Source organism: Lentilactobacillus kisonensis DSM 19906 = JCM 15041, assembly GCF_001434135.1.
In the GTDB taxonomy this organism is placed as follows: Bacteria; Bacillota; Bacilli; order Lactobacillales; family Lactobacillaceae; genus Lentilactobacillus; species Lentilactobacillus kisonensis.
This window is the reverse complement of sequence record NZ_AZEB01000033.1, coordinates 1-22,485: the sequence shown is the minus strand read 5'-3', so window position 1 is coordinate 22,485 and position 22,485 is coordinate 1. Positions and strand designations below refer to the sequence as shown.

Annotated in this window: 13 protein-coding genes; 7 read left to right on the top strand and 6 right to left on the bottom strand. The window is 43.2% G+C overall.

What is annotated here, in order from left to right; translation table 11 throughout:
- Positions 1-370: 370 nt before the first annotated feature.
- A complete protein-coding gene (locus tag FC98_RS12065) occupies positions 371-1,543 on the top strand; it encodes a thiolase family protein (protein WP_008858499.1) in 1,173 nt (390 codons plus the stop codon).
- Positions 1,544-1,688: 145 nt separating this feature from the next.
- On the opposite strand, the gene FC98_RS12060 is transcribed toward FC98_RS12065, so the two are convergent.
- On the bottom strand, positions 1,689-3,287 hold the full coding sequence (locus tag FC98_RS12060) for a hypothetical protein (protein WP_054655931.1): 1,599 nt from the start codon (positions 3,285-3,287) through the stop codon (positions 1,689-1,691).
- Positions 3,288-3,463: 176 nt separating this feature from the next.
- On the opposite strand from FC98_RS12060, the gene FC98_RS12055 reads away from it, so the two are divergent.
- The 3 genes from FC98_RS12055 to FC98_RS12045 all read left to right on the top strand — a co-directional run bounded on the left by FC98_RS12055 (position 3,464) and on the right by FC98_RS12045 (position 5,204).
- Complete coding sequence (locus FC98_RS12055) at positions 3,464-3,652, top strand: CsbD family protein (RefSeq protein ID WP_008858496.1); 189 nt, start codon at positions 3,464-3,466, stop codon at positions 3,650-3,652.
- A gap of 784 nt (positions 3,653-4,436) precedes the next feature.
- On the top strand, positions 4,437-4,970 hold the full coding sequence (locus FC98_RS12050; protein ID WP_008858493.1) for a GNAT family N-acetyltransferase: 534 nt from the start codon (positions 4,437-4,439) through the stop codon (positions 4,968-4,970).
- 42 nt (positions 4,971-5,012) lie between these two features.
- Positions 5,013-5,204 (top strand): hypothetical protein, encoded by a 192-nt coding sequence (locus FC98_RS12045; protein WP_040472090.1) that lies wholly within the window; start codon positions 5,013-5,015, stop codon positions 5,202-5,204.
- 124 nt (positions 5,205-5,328) lie between these two features.
- Here FC98_RS12045 and FC98_RS12040 read toward each other — a convergent pair whose 3' ends face one another.
- From FC98_RS12040 to FC98_RS12020, 5 genes are all read right to left on the bottom strand, one after another.
- A complete protein-coding gene (locus FC98_RS12040) occupies positions 5,329-5,880 on the bottom strand; it encodes a L,D-transpeptidase (protein ID WP_040472086.1) in 552 nt (183 codons plus the stop codon).
- A 94-nt stretch (positions 5,881-5,974) separates the two neighbouring features.
- The gene (gene addA / locus FC98_RS12035; protein WP_054655935.1) at positions 5,975-9,724 is read right to left on the bottom strand and encodes a helicase-exonuclease AddAB subunit AddA; all 3,750 of its coding nucleotides are present in this window, start codon (positions 9,722-9,724) and stop codon (positions 5,975-5,977) included.
- Positions 9,725-13,291, bottom strand: a complete 3,567-nt coding sequence (locus tag FC98_RS12030; RefSeq protein WP_056949635.1) for a PD-(D/E)XK nuclease family protein — start codon at positions 13,289-13,291, stop codon at positions 9,725-9,727.
- Between the two features lie 1,000 nt (positions 13,292-14,291).
- Positions 14,292-16,208 carry a S53 family peptidase gene (locus tag FC98_RS12025; RefSeq protein WP_056949634.1) on the bottom strand — a complete coding sequence of 639 codons (1,917 nt, stop codon included), beginning with the start codon at positions 16,206-16,208 and terminating at the stop codon, positions 14,292-14,294.
- A gap of 635 nt (positions 16,209-16,843) precedes the next feature.
- Positions 16,844-17,830 carry a LacI family DNA-binding transcriptional regulator gene (locus tag FC98_RS12020; RefSeq protein WP_056949633.1) on the bottom strand — a complete coding sequence of 329 codons (987 nt, stop codon included), beginning with the start codon at positions 17,828-17,830 and terminating at the stop codon, positions 16,844-16,846.
- 146 nt (positions 17,831-17,976) lie between these two features.
- Here FC98_RS12020 and FC98_RS12015 point away from each other — a divergent pair, with 146 nt between their 5' ends.
- The 3 genes from FC98_RS12015 (at position 17,977) to FC98_RS12005 (ending at position 22,482) form a co-directional block, all read left to right on the top strand.
- Positions 17,977-19,641: a glycoside hydrolase family 13 protein gene (locus FC98_RS12015; RefSeq protein WP_082603046.1), complete on the top strand. Its 1,665-nt coding sequence runs from the start codon at positions 17,977-17,979 to the stop codon at positions 19,639-19,641.
- Positions 19,638-21,107, top strand: coding sequence for a sucrose phosphorylase (gtfA, locus tag FC98_RS12010; RefSeq protein WP_008858479.1), 1,470 nt, complete (start codon positions 19,638-19,640; stop codon positions 21,105-21,107). Before FC98_RS12015 ends, gtfA begins: the two co-directional genes overlap by 4 nt.
- Before the next feature lie 64 nt (positions 21,108-21,171).
- Positions 21,172-22,482 (top strand): glycoside-pentoside-hexuronide (GPH):cation symporter, encoded by a 1,311-nt coding sequence (locus tag FC98_RS12005; RefSeq protein ID WP_420805296.1) that lies wholly within the window; start codon positions 21,172-21,174, stop codon positions 22,480-22,482.
- Positions 22,483-22,485: the final 3 nt, after the last annotated feature.

Genomic DNA, 22,485 nt, shown 5'->3' with positions numbered 1-22,485 from the left:
CGAAAATTTTGTTCAGTTTTCAAAGGTCTACATTAGAAACACAAACATTTTTGTCTAAAACAATTAAATTGTTCGACTCTGTAAATCCTTATGTTTCCTTGCCTCAACAGCAATAACAATTATATATCATCAAATCCTGTAAGTCAACAAAAACTTTTTAAGAAGTAATTGGTATATCTGTAATTGCTAACTAAGCAACGAGTAATATACTATCAGGAATTTGGGACGAGGTCAACAACTATTTTGAAATTAATTCATTTTTCTTCAAATCAATGCTTTATTAATTTCTAAAGTCGAGATAAAAGTTCCCAATTCTAGTTAATAACCCAGTATACTAGCACATGAAATCTTAGCAAAGGAGCCAACAATTTTGGATAAAGTCGTCATTATAGAAGCAAAGCGAACCCCTATCGGCAAATTAAACGGTATCCTTCATGATCTAACGGCAGAACAGCTCGGTACTTTAGCCGTTAAAAACGTCCTTAAAAATGGTCACGTTTCGCCAGATTCAATCGATCAAGTTATATTCGGTAACGCCATCCAAGCTGGCAACGGCCAAAACATCGCCCGGCAAATCGAATTGAACAGCGGCATCCCCCAAGACCGGACCGCGTTTACCGTCAACCAAGTATGTGGATCAGGAATGCAGGCAATCCACCAGGCCCAATCCGCACTTCGACTGGGAGAAGCCAGCATGATTGTTGCTGGCGGTACTGAAAGCATGTCTAACGCGCCATACTTAAATATGGATCAACGTCGAGCAACTAAATTTGGCTCAATCACAATAGAAGACGCACTGGAACATGACGGTTTACGAGACAGCCTGTCCGGAATCATGATGGGAGCGACCGCAGAAAATATTGCCACCCAATTCAACGTATCAAGGGAATCCCAAGATCAGTTTGCTTACAGATCACATCAACACGCAATCACGGCAACAAGAAACCATCATTTTGATAATGAGATAGTGCCAATTACCCAGGTTGGCCGAGCAGACCCAATAATGGCAGACGAACCAATTCGATTCGACACGACAATGACCAAATTAAATCACCTTAAACCCGCCTTTAAAGCAAATGGGAGTGTCACCGCTGGCAATTCGGCCGGATTAAATGATGGTGCGTCCGCTTTGCTACTGACAACTACGGCTCATGCTAAGGCGCTCGGTATCCAACCACTCGCAGAAATCATTGGCTACTCAGAAACCGGGATCGATCCTAAGATAATGGGATATGCCCCGTACCTTGCAATGAAAAAGTTACTGAACCAGCTAAAAATGACCATCAGTGATATTGATCTTGTTGAACTAAACGAAGCCTTTGCCGCCCAATGTGTTGCCGTCATCCGCGACCTTCATTTACCAATGGACAAAGTTAACATCAGCGGTGGGGCAATTGCCCTAGGGCATCCATTAGGCGACTCAGGGGCAAGGATCGTCACAACTCTCATCAACAATCTCAAACAAACCAAGCAAGAAATCGGAATTGCGTCACTATGTATGGGCGGTGGCATGGGATCCGCACTGGCAATCAAACTTATTTAACACTTAAAGCCCCCAAACAATTCTTAGACTNAATTAGTGTTGCACTTAAAGTGTAAATTCAAGCTCTAAATAAAATAAGCACAGCTCATTCTCTGATTCAGAATGGCCTGTGCTTATTTTTTTGATAACAAGAAGTGCCATTATTTCAAAGCTTAACGCGGTCTTCTGGTGCAATATCGCTTGCAAATGAGCTTTGATAAAGCCAGTAATAAAGTTTCTTAGTCTGCTTAGACATTCCAGCATAATTAGGATTAATTGTTCGCATTTTAGGAACGACCCGCATCAGGTGGTTAAACGCACTGATACTGCCCGCTTGGTTCAAACCATCATAATCATTCTTGCCACGCTTAACAATCGCCATCAGTTGATCAATTTGATAACGCGCCAATTGTTCAGCATAATCCGTTAACGATAAAGTACCCGCAAAATCAGGTAAAGCAACGTTTCTTGAGGCCGCATAATCACCTGATTTAATCTGAGCTAATAATTGGTTACGGATCAGCGTATAGCGAACCAGTACCGGCAGCAAACACGTAACGTCAATCAGCCCATGAAATGTCTCCAAAGGACCGTAGTTAATAAGTGCCGTTTGGCCACGGTCGTCTATGAGTCGTTTCTTATCATTGTCCATCACGACACTGAGATTTCTCTGAAAGTTTTGCTTCTTAGCGTTACGGGCAGTCCCAGCATTACTGAGGTCGATTACCGATAAGCTAGCAGCCAAATCAGCAAATGTCGCCGGCGTATTAAGGTCGCTTAAAATCGCTGGTAAATTTGCGGTAGTCGCCTTAATAACCGTTTCAAGATCCACCGATGTTGTTGCTGGCATCCCCACTAAATCAGCATTATCTTGGCTCAACCCCCGATACCCAAACTCATAGATGCCTAATGAACAGAGTAAATCCAACGCTTCGCTAAATTTACCGTTCACAAATAGGTTGACAGTCTCTGACAAACTGAGGTCGCCTAACGATTGAATCATCATGGCAGGCAAATCGTGTTGATCGCTAAAGTCGTCGCCAGTGTAAACGTAATTTCCTAATAACGGCGATGCATCATCACCTATTGGGTGTACCATCAAGAAACCATTATTAAGCTCATCAAAGAGTCCCTGTACGATGCGCTGGTCTGCAGGATCCTTAACGCCGTCCGTAATCTTTCGAAACGGGCTAGCTCCCTTCATGTAACTATTGAGATGGTTAAACCAATCGTTAGCTAACTGAGTCGCATCATCAAACGACAATGCTTGAAAAGCCGCGCTGAGTTTTGCCAACACCCCATTCTCACCAGCAATTGCCCTAATAAATTGAATAACCGCTGTTTGATAGCCACGCTTAAATTTCCGAGAATCCTTACTTTGTGCCAAATATTCGGAAAACGAGTTTCCCGCACCCCGATTAATAATTTGATCATTATCAGATCCCATCGCCCATAATGAAAGATAGTAAACCTGGTCTAGAGACACCGACCGCAAGTCGTTAACAGCGGCTAAGTAGCCTAATTGGACTTCCTTAGATAATTTGAAGGCAGCAAGTGACATGCTCTGCTGAATTGGGCGATCAAGAAATTCCTTTCCCCCTCTTGCCAGTCGTTCAGCATAAATTGAACTTTTTGCATATGTATTTTCCCCCAACAACTTGGAAGTCATCAACGCAATCATGGTTAAAACTTGTTGATGCTTCTTGGTATCGTTAGTTGATTGATTTTGTTTTGATTTAATCGCTGAGTTATTTTTATCAGCCATTCGTTTCACCCCTAGTCTTGTACCAATAATAGCACAATCTTTAGGCCACTTGGCTATAACCGACATAATTTACCTCTCTTTAAAGGATCCTCATGTAAAAATGGTAGGCGTTAGTTTTGCACGTCTTTATACATTCATTTATGATTATGGTATAGATAAGGAAAGGATGTGGAGTTATGGGAAATTTAAAAAACAAAAAAGACGAATTAGTTGGCAAAATGAAGGAAACGGTTGGTGACGCCACCGGAAACGATAAGCTCAAATTAAAGGGTAAAGCACAAAAAACGTCCGGTAAGGCTAAGGATAAAGTAGAAGACGTTAAAGAAAAGGCGTCAGAAAAAACCAATGAAGCTTTGGAAGATTAATATGTTTAACAAATAAGGCCGTGAGTGAAGTAAAATTTACTCACGGTTTTTTGCTGGCCTAATTTATAAAGGCGTTGTTTAGAATCGTTTCTTCCATGTAGTGATCAAAGTAGGCAAAGTTTACATTTGCCTGCTCTAACCCGTTTGTGATCTAAAATTTCCCTTGTGATTTTAAATGGGTTCGCGGGAATGCAGTAGGCGTGAATGAGTTGGTTGAACGTTAAATCTTTGCAAAAGTACTGTTGCTAGAATCTAGGCCTTTGGCAAAGGTTACACCAAGCTAAGCCTTGCATCCAAAACACTTCCGACTCAAGCTCAGAATCTGAGATTACTTTGAGCAAGACCACTCCGTAAAGCAGGAAGCTGTGCCTAAGGCTTCTCCGCTAAAAGCCAGAAACCCGGAAATCATTGTTTTCCTGGCAACACAGTGACCGTTCTCTTTTTACATTGATTAGGACCGCTCCGTAAAGCAGAAAGCTGCACCTAAGCCTTCTCCGCCAAAAACTGAAATCCGGAAATTTTTGTTTTCCTGGCAACACAGTGACCGTTCTCTTTTTACATTGATTAGGACCGCTCCGCAAAGCAGAAGTCTGCACCTAAGCTACCCCGTTCAAAATTCCCAAACCCAGGGATTTTTGAACGGGGTAGCTTAGGCTCCGACTTCTAACCGCTTTGCTCCGCTCACTTACTTCTTGCACATCCCCTCCTTTTGTTCTATAATGCATTTTCGTGTTATTTGAATCTAATCATTTCAGTTAGAAATATCAATAAGGATGTGAGCTTGATGCCAGCAACGTATTTACGACAAGCAACTAATGAAGATCTACCAACAATCAAAAAAATAATTGAAGAAGCCAAAGCCTATCTAAAGCTTCAAGGAATCGACCAATGGCAAAATGGTTACCCAGATGATGAAACACTGGAAACCGACGTGAAGTTTGGCATCACCTATGTCCTAATCATCGATGACCAAATTGCTGCTACCGCTGCCCTTCACCAAGGGTTAGACGTTAACTATTTAAACCTCCATGGCGGTAAGTGGGTTAACGGTATCCATGGCCGTTACACGGCAATCCATCGAATTGCGATGTCATCAAATTTCCGAGGCCAACACCTCTCAGATAAAATGATCACCGGCCTGATCACTATTTCAAGCGTCTTAGGCTATAAGGACGTTCGAATCGACACTCATCCTGATAACAAAGGGATGCAACACGTCATTACGACCAACGGCTTCACCAAACGTGGCACCATTTACATGGCTGAAAAAGACGACGAGGAAACCCCACGATATGCCTACCAACTCATCATTGGGTAATCATTAGAAATGCGGTATAATCCTCTTGGTGGGGTGATGGAAATGGCAGGATCTGATTCAACGGTTAAACTGGCACTCATTGTCATGTACGTAATCGGAATTATTTGTTTGGGGATTACGTTTTTCCTGTTAAATAAAATTAACGGTAAGTTCTTTACAAAATTCTCGATCGGCTTAATTGCCGTCATTTTAGTGATGGGCGTTATTTTGGTCAACTTGTTTAATTTAAGCTAGTTTAAAATCAAGAAAATAGTTAATCAAAAAGCCAATCAGGCAACTACTTCAATAACTTGAAGTAAGTTGTTTGATTGGCTTTTTTAGTCTTAACTTTAACAATAGCTACTGCTTAATTTCGCAATTAGTTAATAACAACCTTAGTCCCCACTGGTACCGTCCGGTTAATCCACTTAGCATCCGGGATTGATAGGCGAATACAGCCATGGGAATCAGGTTCAATCCCTAACGTTTTGGCTTCAGACTTAATGTATTGACCCTTCGCATTGGTTGGAACCGTATGGAATAAATACACGCCGTGGTCCTTCCAAGAAGTCCAATAATGGGCGCCTTCTTTAGAGCGTTGGTTGTAGAAAAAATTGCCACGCTGCTGCTGAATATGGAAAGTCCCCTTTGGCGTAGCGTTATCCTTACCAGTTGAGGCATACATCGTGTACAGAATCCGTTTGTCAGGACTCATGATGTATACCCGCTGCCTGGCAATTGAAACCCAAATATATCGCTTATTTGCGTGCGTGATTTTTGGGTATGGTTTTGTTTCTGAGGGCCGCCGCCAATTTACTAATTTGACTTGGTTAGCCGCATTTCCCCGATTACCTGCCTTGGTTTCTGACGAGCAGCCCGTTATTGTAACCACCAAGATTATTGCCGTTATGATTTGTAAGAGTTTTTTCATAAATCCAATCCCCGTTTTTGATATATCCACTAAATTATATCACCGAGAATTTTTTAACAGTCATTTTCTGCTCAAACTTTAACAATCCGTAAGACTACTGAACGGTAACCAGCTGATTATCCGCTAATAAGTATAAATATTTGGCAGCAATTGGCTGCTTTAACAGGTTACTCAGTGCCACATCATATAGTTCCAATTGGCCACGATACCGGTCAACAATCGTCTCCACCCCCACCTTAGAAGATAGGTGGTCAGTCTTATAATCAAACAGATAAACCCCGTCCTCAGTGATTACATAGCCGTCAATAATGCCATGAATGAGGATTCGCTGATCACCATCAGCAAAGTTTTTGAAGACGTTCTTCGCTTTCATCAAGAGTGAAAACGGTACTTCTCGATAAGTTTGCTGGGAATTTGCCAACACCCGTTTTCCGACTGACGTTTGGTAGAATTTTAAGACACCTGAAAGGTCAATTTGATCAGCAACGTTAGCAAGAATGATCCCTTGTTTAACAAGATTATCACGAAGTGCCGCCACGGATGCTTCAGTCGGCGTCTTTGAAAGATTAATCTGCTGCAGCAACATGTGGGTTGCCGTTCCGACATCGGTTGGCGACGGGGCACTTTTACCGTTACCAGAAATAAACGTTGGGGCTGCCAAGCTTGATTGGGTATAACGACTGGGTTTGATCACCTGGTCAGCGTCCAGCAAGGAATAGTTGCCTAACTGCACGTTATCTGGATCGTCAAATAGCCGCTTAATCTCTGACACCGATTGATAAGCCGTTGTGTGGGTGGCAGCTTGGTGAGGATACTGATAGGTCATCAAATCAGTAATCCGGTCCGCTTCCGGTACTTTGTCTGGTACAGTGGCTGCCAACTGTTTTAACCACTCATTTGGCGATAATTCGTCAGGTTGTTGTTCACCCATCATCTGAGTCAATTTAGCATTATCATAAAAGGTCACGTCAAATTTAGCTTGATCGTGAGCCAATTCAGCAAACGCCTGACTATCACCAAATTTGGCCATCACAAGTGGATGACGGGAAATTGCCGGCCCAATCCATGAAAGGTAGTTTTGGGCGCTCTTTCGGGTAGCAACCGGCAGCTGGAGGCTTCCCGCAGTTGTCTTGGACTGCCACGTCAGGATCTGTGTTTGGGCATCAAACGGCTTATTCTTTGAACTCGTAATTTTACCGACCAAATAAAGCTGTTGTTCCGCTCGCGTCATCGCAACGTACAATTTACGCATTTCCTCAGATAAAAACGCATTTTTGGTAACTGCCTTAACGGCTTCCTTTTGGAGTGGATCAGACACTTCCCGGGTTTCCGTGTTTAGGTAGGAAATGCCAATTCCCAAGTGATCGTTAAAAATATAGTTGCCCTTTAAGTCCTGATCATTGAACTTTTTGCCAATATCATTTAGGAAAACAACTGGGAACTGGAGCCCTTTGCTGCCATGAATCGTCATCACCTGAACCTTATCTTCCGCGGTTGCTGGACTGGCCGTTGCTAAATCCTTGTCATGGGCTTGCATGCGTTCAATAAACAAGACAAACCGGAAGAGTCCCTTAAAACCGTTCTTCTCATAATCAGCTGCCCGTTCATAAAGGGCGTGCAAGTTGGTTTGCCGCTGATAACCACCGGGCATCCCACCGACGTAATCCAAATAACCGGTAGTATTATAAATATCCCAAATCAGTGAGACCAAGCCATCTTGCTGGGCAACGTTTTTAAAATGTTTAAGTTGATCCAAAAACGTGGCTAACTTGGCATACACTTGCTGCGCATAGTCGTTTGGCTCAGAAGTTGGATAAGCTTCATAGAATGCCAATATTGCTTGGTAGTAATCACCCGTTTTCCGATTAATTCGCAGGTATGCCAGCTGATTTTCATCGAGGCTAACGATTGGTGACCGCAGCACGGCAACTAGTGGAATATCCTGGAAGGGGTTATCAATTATTGACAATAAGGCCATCATAACCTGAATTTCAGTGGTTTTGAGGTAACTTTTAGCCCCAGTGATTTCAGCGTCAATGTTGTACTGACGAAATACGTCGGCCATCGTTAACTCACTATTATGGGTTGGCGAAATAATCGCGATATCTCCAGGCGTGATGTCTCTGAAATGATCCTTATCGTAAACCTGCTCATGGTTGTCGAGCAGCTGCCGAATCTTTTGGGCAATAATCTCAACCTGGCCCGTATCACTATCCTCAATTTGGGCATCCGCTGGCTCATCGTTAGTCACTGCCGATTTATCATTATTATAAATAAGCAGTGACACCTTCGATGGGTAATTTTTCAACGTCTCCGTATCACCAAACTTTAGCTTGGCCTTGCCATAATCAATCTCGCCAACTTGCTTATCCATCACCTGCTCAAAAATAAGGTTAGTAAAGTTGTCGATATTTTGGGCCGAACGAAAGTTTTCCGACAACGATACAAGTTCATTATCATTGTCTGACTTTGGATAGCCTTCCTCCTTATCAATAAACATTTGGGGGTCAGCTAGCCTGAATCGATAAATTGATTGCTTGGAATCTCCAACCATAAATCGGTTGCCCTGGTCAGGTTTGGTAATTTTGTTCAAAATGGCATCTTGAAGCCGATTGTTATCTTGATATTCATCAACCATAATTTCGTAGTACTGGTCCTGGAGCTTCTTTTGAATCAGCTTAGCCTGGTCACTATCGGCGTTCAAAATATCAAAGGCGGCGTGCTCAATATCAATGAATTCCATCAAATGGCGTTGTGCCTTCAATTCACGATAGGCCTCACGGAACCGTTGTACGACCGCCACCAATTTTTCAATCCGGTGTTTAGCTGCCTGCATAATTTGGACGTTTGTCTTTTCGTCCAATAGGAAATAGCGTTGCTGGAATTGTTGAAATTGCTTGCCACTATTCTTAATGTCGCCGTTAATTTCAGTAATCCGTTTATGGACCGTTTTCTGATAATCATCAAGGTTCCTTGAGCCACTAAAGCTAGCAAACGAAAATTGATTAATGGCATCCCGCAGCTCGTCCCACGATGAACTAGTTGCCAACCGTTGGGCTAACTGCTTGATTGAATCCAACTGCTTATCTAGAAATTCTTCGTCTTTATATAATTCGGCTTGCTGTGCCAACTGAATCATCAAGAAATGATCCATTTCAATTTGACTGAAGAAATCGTCGATCTGTGGTTTGATAAATTGCTTATAAAAGTCACTATTAATCAAGCTTTTACCCTGAAGATCGTAAAAGCGAGCGGCGTTGTTTAGCCAGCCATTTGGATCATCGGTAACGTTGGCAAACTCATCCATCCGATAGACGACCCGGGTCAGCCCATCGTCACTACGATCATCGGAAAAATTCTCGGTTAGCCTAGCAAATGAGCCGTCTTCATCCTCACCATAAAGGGCCTCCCTGACGCCTTCCCATGCCTGATCCTTCAGTAATTCCTGTTCAGTCTGATCCGAAAGAATTCGGAAATTGGGGTCAATCCCTAAAATATAGTAATACCGAGACACCAGCTTCTGACAATAAGCGTCCATGGTTGTAATATCAGCCACCGGCACCTTTTGAATTTGTTTTAGTAACGCTGACTTCTCCTGCGGGTCATTGGCGGCGTTAAATACCTCTCGAAGTGACTGTTGAAGTCGCTGGCGCATTTCTTTGGCCGCAGCGTTGGTAAACGTCACCACTAACAATTGATCAATATTTGCTTCATGGTTTTTGACCATCTTAATAATCCGATCAACCAACACCCGCGTTTTCCCAGAACCGGCCGAAGCGGAAACCAGGATATTTCCCTTGGGGCGATCATTAATTGCTTTTTCCTGATCTTGAGTGTAATCCATTTATTTCTGCTCCTCCCGCAATTTTTCAATAATTTCCTTTGGACTTAATTTCTCGATCAACCGGTATCGATTGTTCGGCGACTGCCTATCTCCCAATAATGGATCAAAGTTCATGATTGATTGATAGTTCGTATGTTGCATGGCCGACCGGCTGCCATATTTAGTTGGTGACAAATTGATATCACCAGCAAAAATTTTGTTTGCCGCATTAATAATGAGACCTTCAGTATGGGCTAAAAACGCCTCTAGGTCCTGTTCTGGAATCAATGCCGAACTCTTATACGGCTTTCCTTTAGTCGTCAGCTTATATGGATAGACCTCGGATTTGCCAGTTTCTAAATCAGGCTCCAGGCCACTGATGAGATCTGGATCAGACACCAAAATGCCCTGATATTTATGCTGATCAAGCAGTGCGGCATCAAAGCCCGATTTCTGCAAGTCAGCCGTTTTTAACTTTGCGTTAATGATGTGGAGATAAAGCGCCCCGGCTAGCGAAACGTCTGGATCATCTGGGCTAAGTTCAGCCAGATTTTGCTTGAGGACATCCAAATAGGTGAGTAGCTGCATCGAAATACCCGTATAGGCTTCATTGTAATCAAACGTTTTATTACCCGACTTATAATCAACGATCCCAAAGTAATGCTTATCGCCAGCCTTCATTGAATCAATCCGGTCAATTCGCCCGCGGACATTCACTGACCGATTATCAGCCAAATCAAACGATAACCCCTTGAGATTATTGCCACTTGGCTGACCAAAAACCTTTTCAGTCGTCGACGGCCGCATTGGCGTGGCGGTCTGCTGATCGCGCATGACTTGAATCATTTGCTGAATGGTTGCTTGCAGTTGGGAGGTTAAATAAGTCATCCGGTTCGAACTGGTTAAAATGACGTACTGATAGTTATCAGGATTGGTGATCATTTGTTGGACATTCTCAGCCACCAGATCATGAATATCCTGATCACTTAACGTTGTGAGATCGATGTGTTGTTCATGAACGGCCTTAAAGATTCGGTCAAGGGCCTCATGGAAGAAAGTTCCTGTCGACGCACTTGATAGTTCAAATTTTTCCCGCTCTTGAAGTCGCAATCCATACTTAAGAAAATATTCGTAAGGATTTTCGTAGAAAGATTGTAACTGAGAAATTGAGACATCCAGCTTATCCCCATACAAGCCAGTGACAATATCTGTCTTCAATGGTTTGGGATCATTTTTGTAGGCAATGCTCGACAGTAATTTTTGCGTTAATTTGGCCAGTTCAGGATCCTGATTGAACGCCCGAAAAATAAACCACCACTCCGCCGATAAGTTAACTGCTTGTTGATCATCCTTATAAGCATCTTGAATGACTTGGATTAGATGATGCAAAGTTGCCCGCTTGGTGCCGACATATTGATCAACCGGCTGCTGGCTGGTTGGAATGGCAGGATAGTGATTGATTGTCAGGCCAAAATGCGTGGCAATCCGCTGAACATATGGTGATAGCTGGACACTCGTCTCATCACTGGCCTGACCGGTGTAAGTAAAAATCAACCGGTCACTTGCGGTCAGAAAAGCTAAGTAATTCAAATACGGCTCAGACGCCATTTGTTCATCAGCAGAATCACTTAAATATTTGTCGTCACTCAAATTTTGCTGCAGCTGGGCAACGTCGTCATCACCAAATAAGCTCTCGTTAACCATTCGGGCAGGCATGTTGTCATCATTTGCCCCAATCATAAAGGTAACTTTGCGATTGCCCATCTGGACCATGCCGCTTTCAGAAACGGCAACTTGATCTAACGTTGAGGGAATCTGAGAATAGTCCGCCCCTTCAAAGCCAGCGTACAATAGCGCCCAAAAATCAGCAGCGATAAACGGCTTGTCCCCTAAAATCGCCACACATTCATCTAGTAACGAGCAGAACGTCCGCCAAACTTGTTCAATCTGACTAGAACGGCCGATGTTTTCGGCGTCAATGGCAGCATCCCGCCATGCCTGAAGTTGATCGGCAACGCCAACTTCATTCAAGAACCGGTATAAAACACCCGCGGCATCCCGATTTGTCTTGGCCTTCGCCAACCGTTTGTAAAACTTAGGCAGGGTGTCCCTAACCATGTGACGAATCACGTTAATTTTCCGGGTAATTTCCTTATCCTTATCAGAAACAATCGTCCCCTCGTCATCGTCGGCAACCCAGACATACTGCCAATCCTCATCCTGAGTCCACCGACTGCCCTGATAATTATTCTTCAGAACCAAATTCTCAGTGAGCGAAACGGCTTCACGATAATCATCAATTGCCATTGGCTGACCATCAAGTTGGGGAAGCACCAGCTCAGATTTGAGAAACCGCATCATGTCATCATACTGATAGTTGTGGTTGCGGCTGGGGTCGTAAATATCAAATAACGATCCTAACAACTCGACAAGTGGGTGATCCACCATTGATTTTTGAATATCTTTAAAGTATGGAATCGCCTGGAGTGAAAATACTGGGTCCAAAATATTGTTATAGGCATCTAAATTCCTAGTTAACACTAAAAAGTCAGAATACCGGTAATCACCGCTTGCCACTAGCCGATGAATCATGGTGGCAACCTGGTCCAGCTCAGAATAGGCGTTATCGGCTTGGTAGACCTCAACGGGTTTGGCAGTGGTCAGTTGGCTCTCGGTATTGGCCCCCATCCGACTGGAGGCATCCCAATACTGTTCTAGCGTTAGCATGTCCTGACTCACCCGTGGTTGATCAGCCATCACCGAACCTAAATAAGGAACCTTTTCAGAAGCGGCATATTTATATAAACGCTGAAATAAGCGCGCGGGTTGATAAAATAGGTTGGGCTCTTGTGGTAATTTTTCGCGATAAGCCTGATCCAAAGTCAGTGACACGGTCACACTGGCGGCTTTACTAATGAGGGTTTCAACTAAACGACATTCTTGTGCGGTTAGCTTCGAAAAATCAGAAATGTAAAAGTGAGTGTGCGTAAGATCCCGCTGTTCTAAATTGTCACTCAATAAGTTCAAAACGTTATGATTATCGAAATACCGATCAGTCACTCGTTTAACGTAAGCTGAATAGATAATGGAAAAATCGTGTAACTTATCACGCAAATCATTACTAATAACGGCATCGTTATTTTCAAACAAGGCCAGCAAGTCTTCTGGTAAAACATTGCCAGCCTGCATTTCAGCAATCTGGTGAGCAATTTGGTCAATAAAGCCCGGATGATGAACTTCTTGTGAAAACAAGATTAACTTTGCCTGATTATCTAAAACAATTTGATAGAGCAACATGTTGATCCCAGCGGTACTAATTCGTTGTTTCTGATATTGCGGCGTATTCCGTAAAAAGAACCACGCTAACCGGGTAAAGGACAAAATCTGAACGTTGCTTTCAGCAGTAATATCGGTATCTGCCTCAGAAAGCCGCTTGAGAATATCAACTTCTGATTCAAACTTAATATGGTTTGGAACTAAGTAAAAAAATTTATCACCGGCATGTTGCAGCCGATCGTTTTGCAGGATTTGGACCATCTTATCTTGATGATCATACCCGTTTTTTCCTAACACAAATTGAAGTGTCAAAGTGGTCACCTCGCTAAATTATCACAATAATAATAACACAGAGTGAGCGGAGCAAAGCGCTGAGAAATCGGAGTGTAAGTCTCCTATCGAGGAAATTCCCGGGCTTGGAATTTTTTCGATAGGTGCTTACACGCAGAGTTCTGCTTTGCGGAGCGGTCCTAAGAACAGAGTGCCGAACCAAACGGTTAGCAATCAGTTCATAAGTCTCCGCAGGTGAAAATCCTGGGCTTGGATTTGCAGCTGTGGTGCTTATGAGCAGATTGCTGCTTGGTGAGGCACGTTTCCACTATGTTGCCAAGAAACCAGAAATCCCTGGGCTTGGGATTTTTGCATGAGTTAGCTTAGGTTCCAACTTCTGCCTGGTGGAACACGCTTTGGCTTCACAGAGCAGTCCTAGAAAATCACAAAAACTCCCATCCCACAAAACCATCCAATCTATACCCATAACCAAAATCATAAGTAAAATTCATCTAAACTTCCTCTGATTCAAGCTAATCCCATCCTCCTCATCACTCGTTTAAAACCAAACTCACTTTCCCAAGCAACATTATTGAACATTAATAAAAAAAGTCTATTATTGGTGGTGGATGTCCTTTACATCCATTTATTTGACCTAAATGAAAGCTTTATGCTTGCATTGATCTTGTTAAGAGAGCCCATCAGTATAACCCACGATTAAAGTATCGGAAGCAAGAATTTTTATGATCTACCCCCAATATATCTTTCAAGTTCACAAAATACTGATAGGTTCTTACTCCTAATAACGCCTGGCAACCCCAGGCGGTACATAGTATTATATACGAATTCATCTATGGGAGTCTTTACCAAGCGGTGCATGAAGCGGTTAGTTTTAGAACATAAATAGAGGAGCCAAAATATTCCAAGCTTGAATATTTGGCTCCTCTATTTATATTCTAAAATTAATCTGCGTCCCACGTTTTGACATCTAGTCGGAACACAAAAAATGAAAGGAATATGTCCTAGTTTTTATTTTATCGCATTATTTGTAAGCTTGAGCTAACTTGGCGAAATTAGGGACTCCTAAACCACTTGCTTGATTATAAACTGTTCCCGGTTGTCCCGTGTAATACAGGTTTGCATTATTTTCAGTGTCATTTAACGGCGTAAAAGGTGATTCGGAACCTTGAGCTAGCTGATAGATTTGGGGGTTCCAAAAGCCCATTCTTGGCCGATTAGGTTGACTATTAATGACTGCCGCCATCGCCGCATATTGTGGCGAAACGATGCTAGTTCCACCACTAATCGGCCATTGAATCCCTTGCGTTTTAAAATAAATTTTATAGCCGGTCATGGGATCAGCGTCCGCAGAAACATCCGGATAATTCCGTCCAGTTCCCGTTCCTGATAGTAATGGTGACCCCATCGTTGGTTGATTCAAATTAGAAACATAATTGCGAGCATTGAATGTATTAACTCCTGGAACACCGACTTGATAGGCAGGTGTGGGGACTAAGGTGTTAAAGCCTCCCCCACTCCCTTGTGAATTTTTGACTAATAGGCTTGGATTATGAGCGAGACCGTTTGTGCTATCTATCGCTGGAAACAGATAATCCCATCCCCAGGCCCGTTCTTTTGGAACGGTTATCGTCCCTTTAAAATGTAACTGTGGACTTATCTCTTGTCGTGAAAATGGTAAGGTCGTGCCACCGACCGAAGTAATCCAGGAATTGGCAGCAACCGGATCAATTCCATTGATTGAGCGATTCATCAAAAGATGGTTCCCCGCTTGACCGTTGACATCATAAGCTAAGGCCCCGGTATCACCCGATGCCGTAAAATTAGAAGTCCCCTGCAGCGCTCCTTGGGCCATCACAAAATTGAGAATGTTCATTGACTCTTTGCTTAACACTTTTCTTTGTATCAGCGACTGTAAAAGATTTCCGCCACCTATTCCAAAACTACATGACAGTGAACTAACCCGATTTTCATTAAAGGCCGTTGCATAAGCATTAACAAGGTTGGTATAAGCGGGGATGCCACTCCGTACCCAGTACAGTCGAACATTGGCCTCTGGCGCAACTGAACCCGCATATTCAACGTCCATGGTTGTTTCACCTTCGTTCCGGCTAATTAGATTTGGTCGAAAAAAAGTTCCAGGAACATCCTGAACCGTAAAACGATTCATATTAGAATTGGCCTTCTCATGTTTCCAAAAATGATAAGCATTACCTTTTCTGATATTTCCAAAGGCAATAATCCCAATAGTTTGCCCCTTACCCGTCAGCCCCGCATTATACAAGGGTTGCACGTTATAGTGATTAACAAACTGGCTAGTAAACCCGCCTCGAGCAATGGAAGTCCCTCTTTGAATCAGTGGGTCATTCGTATCGGGAATGCTATATTTTTTATTGTGATCCCCCATTCCCAACACCGCCCAAACAGACTTTGCCAGTGTTGCTGGAATTGTCGGCTTTTTTGAACTGAACTGAACCGGATTACTATGATACTGTGCCTGATTTAGGTTAACCTTGAACAATTTATCGATATTAGCAACTTTCCCACTCACCGTAATTAACAAACCATTATGATAAACCACGGACTTTAGGTGGTGTTGCTTGAGATAAGTAACCCATTGATTAGTGATCGATACTGGTTGTCCATACTGCTCTCGAATGCCTGTTGGCGTCAAATATGCTTTAAATTGCTGATTACCGGGCGTATTAACGGCTTCTGCCCGTTGATAGTAAGCGATCTCATTACGTGGCTTAAGGAAAATATCAAAACTAGTCGTCGTCGTTGGCTTAACCGGTGATGGTGTATAAATCTTAGCTGCCCCCATGCCGCTAAACGTCGCTCCGATCGGATTACTGGTCGCCGCCCATGGCGAAATCTCGGTCATACTAAGTGCACATACCCCAAACAATAGTGATATTCCCAAACTAATGATTCGTTTCATATCGATTACCTCCCCACCTCAAACGTAGCGTAATCATAACTTCAGGCAAACAATAACATACAAATCGTCATTAGATTAAAAAGCCGCTCATAAAGCTTTAATCTCTATCGTTTTTAAAGATTGCTTACCCACACATTTTTCATTAAAAATAATAATATAAACAAATTAGACCCCAACCAGGAAATGAAACTTTTCGTTTCGGTTCCTTTTTGATCCCAAATCAAAAACACCACACGACATATTTTTAAATAGGTCGTGTGATGCTTTTGGTGGATTTTACATTTAGTATTCGTGTTACTGTTACGTGAATTAGAATTACTAAGCAAGTATGCTTTTTAAATACGCGATTACACTTCGAGCCTTCTAAGATCGGATTTCTTAGGCACCATAGATTAAGACCGCTCCGATGCAACTGATGCTAACGTGTAAGGGTGACCTGACCAAAATCCCAAACCCGGGATTTTAATCAGGTCACCCTTACACACCGCATCAACCCATTGCTTGTCGCTCACTAGTTTTAGGACAGCTGCACAAAGCAGAAAGCTGCACCTAAGCCACTCCGTTCAAAAATCCAAGCCCAGGATTTCTGAACGGAGCGACTTAGGCTCCGCTTTCTAACCGCTTTGTTCCGCTCACTAGTTCTTTACCGACTCCCTCTGGATTAGTTCCACCGGCAATGTATACTCTTCTAATAGCTTTTCATCTTCATTGTCCAAACGGTTAAACAACAATCGAACCAGCAGATCCGCAATGTCATCTAACGGCTGAACAATCGTACTCAATTCCGGATTATATTCCTGAACGTTCGTGGACCCATCAAACCCAATTACTTGAAGATCATCTGGAATCTTCATGCCAATTTTTTTGGCTTCCTGCATACACAAAATAGCGGTCAAATCATCAGTACAAAAGATACCATCTGGATGATCAATTAGTAGTGACTGGTGAATCGTTGCCCGCTTAATTGCCGGCGTCGAATTATATGGTAATTCAACGGTCTGTGGCGTATATCCTCGGTCTTCAACTGCCTTATTAAACCCCGTAATTCGGTCGTTGTTTGGCATTTGAACATCAATACTACCGGATACTAGTAACAATTTTTTAGCACCCTTATCAATTAACGTTTTAGCCGCTAACTGACCACCACCATAGTTATCACTTCTGACAGTTGGGATTTTATCTTTAAAATACCGGTCATAAGAAACAATCGGTAACTCGGTCATTCCGTATTCCTTGATGCCTTCATTGTGAGAACCGGTGATAATCCCATCAACTTGATTTGCCATTAGCATCCGCAGGTACTGCCGTTCTTTCTCAGGATTATCCAAGCTATTACAAATAATCGCTTTATAGCCTCGATTAAATAGCCGGTCCTCAATCTTCTCAACCACTTCCGCAATGATCGGATTAGTAATTCCGGCAAAAATTAGACCAATTAGCTTAAATTGTTTTCCGTGAAGGGCACGGGCAGCCGAACTTGGCTGATAATTTAGCCGTTGCATGGCTTTAAACACCTTATCCTTTGTGGATTCTGACAAGTACCCACGGTTATTAATGACCCGTGAAACAGTTGTAGTTGACACACCGGCCAGTTTGGCCACATCTTCTAATTTCGGCTGCATTTGCCCGTCTCCTTGCGTTTTATTTATGACCAAGTATACCACAAGCAATTTTTAAATCCATTTTATGTTAATTTATGTCAAACGATTGACATAGAATTTTTTAACCTGTATGATAGCTTAATGAAAAGGGTTACATTTATTTGGAGGTGTTCAACTTGGATCAATCGGCATCCCACCAATCATGGTGGCAAAATGCAGTTGGCTACCAGATTTATCCGAAAAGCTTTTTTGATAGTGATAATGATGGTATCGGCGACATTCAAGGAATTATTAACAAAATTCCATACATCAAATCACTTGGCGTTAATTTTGTCTGGCTCTCACCATTCTTTGCTTCTCCAAACGTTGATAACGGTTATGACGTTTCCGACTACAAGCAAATTGATCCGCAATATGGCAAGCTCACCGACGTTTTCTCGATGATTTCAAAATTTCACGATAACGATATTAAAGTTGTGTTTGACTTGGTCATCAACCACACTTCTGATCAGCATCATTGGTTTGAAGAAGCCAAACAATCCCGAGATAACCCCTACCACGATTTTTATATTTGGCAAAAACCGGTCAATGGTAAGGTGCCCAACAATTGGCAATCTTTGTTTGGTGGCCCTGCTTGGGAATACAATCCTGAAACCGATGAATACTACTATCATCTCTTTGCCAAACAGCAACCAGACCTCAACTGGGAGAACCCAAAAGTTCACCAAGCCGTCAGTGACATTATTGACTGGTGGGCGGCTCACGGAGTTGATGGGTTCCGGCTTGACGCGATTTCTCATTTGAAAAAATTGCAGAATTTTGAAAACGTAGATGCCCCGGACAAAGCGATGAACAACGTTCCTGGGATTGATACCTTCCTCAGCGAGCTCAGCGAAGATTTCAAACGCGATCACCTCATGACCGTTGGTGAAGCTGGTGGCGTTCCGATTGCTCGGGCAAAGCAATGGGTCGATAGCCAGCAAGGCTACTTCAATATGATTTTCCAATTTGATCACGTGAGTTTCTGGGAAAAGTTCACGGTTGGCAAGGTCGATGTTGCCCAGCTAAGAGCTGCCCTTACCCGCTGGCAAAACGGCTTGGCCGACAATGGCTGGAACGCCCTCTTCCTTGAGAACCATGATTTACCACGAGCAGTTTCATACTTTGGTAATGACACCAATTACCGGGAAAAAAGTTCCCAAGCTCTTGGGATGATGTACCTCTTAATGAAAGGCACCCCATTTGTTTACCAAGGCCAAGAACTTGGAATGACGAACGTTTCGTTTAAAGACATCGACCAATTTCGTGACCTCGATAGCAAGCATTTTTATCAAGAAAAATTAGCGGCTGGCTGGCCAGTTAAAAAAATCATGACCAGCTTGCGGGCCAAGAGCCGGGATAACGCTCGAACGCCAATGCAATGGTCTGGTGATCAACACGCGGGCTTCAGTGCCACTCAGCCCTGGATTGAAGTTAATCCAAATTATCGCGAGATCAACGTTGCCGCTCAGCAGGCTAACCCAGCTGCGACCTTGAACTTTTATCGTCAATTGATTCATCTACGGTTAACAGAGCCAATATTACTAAATGGCCGCTACCAACTGGTTGATACCCACGACCACCAGCTTTACGTTTACACCCGTGAAACGCCTACTGGCGGCTACTTAGTGGTCACTAACCTAAGTGACCAGCCAGCAACGTTTACGGTTCCGAATCATTTAAAACTCACTAAATTGGTCTTAAGCAATTATCCTAACCAGGCGCTTAACACCACAATCAAGCTCGCACCTTGGGCCGCCGACTTGTATCGATACGAAAGGACAAATTCATGAAATTAACAAATAAAGCAATGCTCATCACTTATCCAGACAGCCTTGGCAACAATCTAAAGGATCTGCAACACGTCTTAAGTACAAACCTCGATGGCGTGGTTGGCGGGGTCCACCTACTACCATTCTTCCCATCAGCTGGTGATCGCGGCTTTTCACCCGTTGATTATCAGCAAGTCGATCCAAAGTTTGGCAACTGGGAAGACGTTCAAACACTTGCTAAGAAGTATTACCTAATGTTTGACTTCATGGTCAACCATATTTCTAAACATTCCAAATACTTCCAAGACTTTCTCAAGAACCACAACCAGTCAGCTTATCGGGACCTATTTATTCACTGGGACGAATTCTGGCCAGCTGGCCGCCCCACCCAAAAAGATATTGATTTGATTTATAAGCGGAAACCCAAGGCCCCAGTTCAAGAAATTACGTTCGCTGACGGTGAGAAGGGGAAGGTTTGGAACACGTTTGGTGAGGATCAAATCGACCTCGACGTCACCAAGCAGGCCACCAAAGACTTCATTAAAAATACGTTGGACTTCCTGATGAAAAATGGCGCCTCAATCATCCGCTTAGATGCATTTGCCTATGCGGTTAAGAAACTTGATACGAATGACTTTTTCGTTGAACCTGAAATCTGGGATTTACTGGACAATATTAACAAAATCACAGCACCACATGGGACAACGCTATTGCCCGAAATCCATGAAAATTATCATATTGTTCGTAAGCTGACCGACCATGACTACTTCAGCTACGACTTTGCTCTTCCCATCGTCACTCTGTACAGTTTGTATTCCGGTGATACGACTCGGCTTGCAGGCTGGTTAAAATCCAGTCCGATGCATCAATTTACGACGCTGGATACCCATGATGGCATCGGTGTGGTTGACGCCAAAGATATTTTATCTGACGATGAGCTCGATTACACCAAATCAGAAATGTACAAGGTTGGCGCAAACGTCAAGAAAGTTTACTCAAGCACCGCCTACCACAACCTCGACGTTTACCAAATCAATACAACCTATTACTCAGCTCTCGGTGACAACGATCCAGCCTATCTGCTAGCCCGGGCAACCCAAATTTTTGCCCCCGGAATTCCACAGGTTTACTACGTTGGTTTGCTTGCCGGTAAGAATGATTTAGACCTGCTTGAAAAAACCAAGGAAGGCCGAAACATCAACCGCCACTACTACTCACTTGACGAAATTAATCAAGAAACCAAGCGACCGGTTGTTAAGGACCTCTTCTCACTACTTCGTTTCAGAAATACCAGTTCAGCGTTTGACCTTGACGGTCGTATTCAGGTTGATCAACCAAGCAGTTCTCAACTAACCGTTACCAGAACTTCGGCTGATGGAAAAACAGCTGCCCGCTTAACAGCCGATTTCAATTCTAAATTATTCACGGTTGAAGCAACCGATGGCAGTAATGCTTGGGAAAAAGTTCTTGATTCAAGCAACTTGTGATGAATACCAGATAATGGAAGGATGATGAGTGATGAAATTAGAAAAAGAATTATCTTCTTCAGATATGAGTAATCACGCCGAGCCAGACGTGAGTGAGAAGCTAAGTAACAAAGAACGGGTGAGTTATGGGGTGAGTGATTTCGCCTGCAATATTGCCAACGGGATGGTTGGTACCTACCTGATGTATTATTACACCGACGTTTTTCTGGTTGCTGCCGGTGCTATTGGCACGTTGTTCTTCCTGGCCCGAATCGTTGATGCCGTTTGTGGCCCAGCTTGGGGGATCTTAATTGACCATACCCATACTAAATGGGGCAAGAGTCGGCCATTCTTCCTTTGGTTCTCGATTCCTTATGGGCTATTCTTTATCTTAGCCTTTTCGTCAGTGCCACTCGATTCCATGGGCAAGCTGATCTGGGCGTATGTGACCTATATTGCCATTGACGTCCTTTACCTTGGGATTAACATCCCAATTACCTCGATTTTGCCATCATTAACCAGTAGCCCCCAAGAACGGGTTCGTTTAAGCACGGTTCGCCAAGTTCTGGCAACCACGGGTGCTACATTAATTTCAGTAATGGTTTTGCCGATGGTCGCCCTACTTGGCCGCGGCAACAACCAACTTGGTTTCTTCTTAACAGCTGTCATCATTGGCGTGTTAACAACTTGTTTATTACTGGTAACGTTCAAAAACACGCGTGAACGGGTTCATCCAAAAAACGACCATAAGTTACCATTGTCTGAATCCATTAAGGCATTAAAGGGAAACTGGCCTTGGATGATTATTTCCTTGATGTACTTCTTTTTCTGGATTGGCATGCAAACCAAGCTTCAAGTGACCGTTTATTTCTTCAAGTACAATATGCATGATGCTGGCTTAGCTTCCGTGATGTTAGGACTACAAGCAATTTCGCTGGTCGTCATTGTCTTTACGCCATACCTAACCGCCCACTTCGGTAAAAAGGGAACGATGTCAATTGGACTGGGGCTTTGTGTGATTAGCCAAATCATTTTAGGAATTGGTGCCCACTATTTGAGCGTGCCAATTCTGGCAATTGCCACCATTCTTGGTTATTTCGGCAACGGCTTCTTCGCTGGCCTCCTACCAGTTATGTTAGCTGACACCGTTGATTATGGCGAATGGAAAAATGGCGTTCGGGCTGAAGGCCTCGTTACTTCGTTTTCCGGAATTTCATCTAACTTCGGAATGGGTGTTGGCGGTGCCGTTACTGGTTTCCTGCTAAGCATGAACGGGTATGTCGCTAACCACCAACAGACGCCACAAGCACTGACAGCGATCGAAATGAACTACATCTGGGTGCCACTAATTGGGTTTGGAATTGGCTTGATCTTAGAAGCTGTCCAAGATCTATGATTT

Bases quoted from the DNA above. Each gene is read 5' to 3' on its own strand.
- FC98_RS12060 (WP_054655931.1), bottom strand. From the start codon at position 3,287: ATGGCTGATAAAAATAACTCAGCGATTAAATCAAAACAAAATCAATCA.
- FC98_RS12055 (WP_008858496.1), top strand. From the start codon at position 3,464: ATGGGAAATTTAAAAAACAAAAAAGACGAATTAGTTGGCAAAATGAAG.
- FC98_RS12050 (WP_008858493.1), top strand. From the start codon at position 4,437: ATGCCAGCAACGTATTTACGACAAGCAACTAATGAAGATCTACCAACA.
- FC98_RS12045 (WP_040472090.1), top strand. From the start codon at position 5,013: ATGGCAGGATCTGATTCAACGGTTAAACTGGCACTCATTGTCATGTAC.
- FC98_RS12040 (WP_040472086.1), bottom strand. From the start codon at position 5,880: ATGAAAAAACTCTTACAAATCATAACGGCAATAATCTTGGTGGTTACA.
- addA (WP_054655935.1), bottom strand. From the start codon at position 9,724: ATGGATTACACTCAAGATCAGGAAAAAGCAATTAATGATCGCCCCAAG.
- FC98_RS12025 (WP_056949634.1), bottom strand. From the start codon at position 16,208: ATGAAACGAATCATTAGTTTGGGAATATCACTATTGTTTGGGGTATGT.
- FC98_RS12020 (WP_056949633.1), bottom strand. From the start codon at position 17,830: ATGCAGCCGAAATTAGAAGATGTGGCCAAACTGGCCGGTGTGTCAACT.
- gtfA (WP_008858479.1), top strand. From the start codon at position 19,638: ATGAAATTAACAAATAAAGCAATGCTCATCACTTATCCAGACAGCCTT.
- FC98_RS12005 (WP_420805296.1), top strand. From the start codon at position 21,172: ATGAGTAATCACGCCGAGCCAGACGTGAGTGAGAAGCTAAGTAACAAA.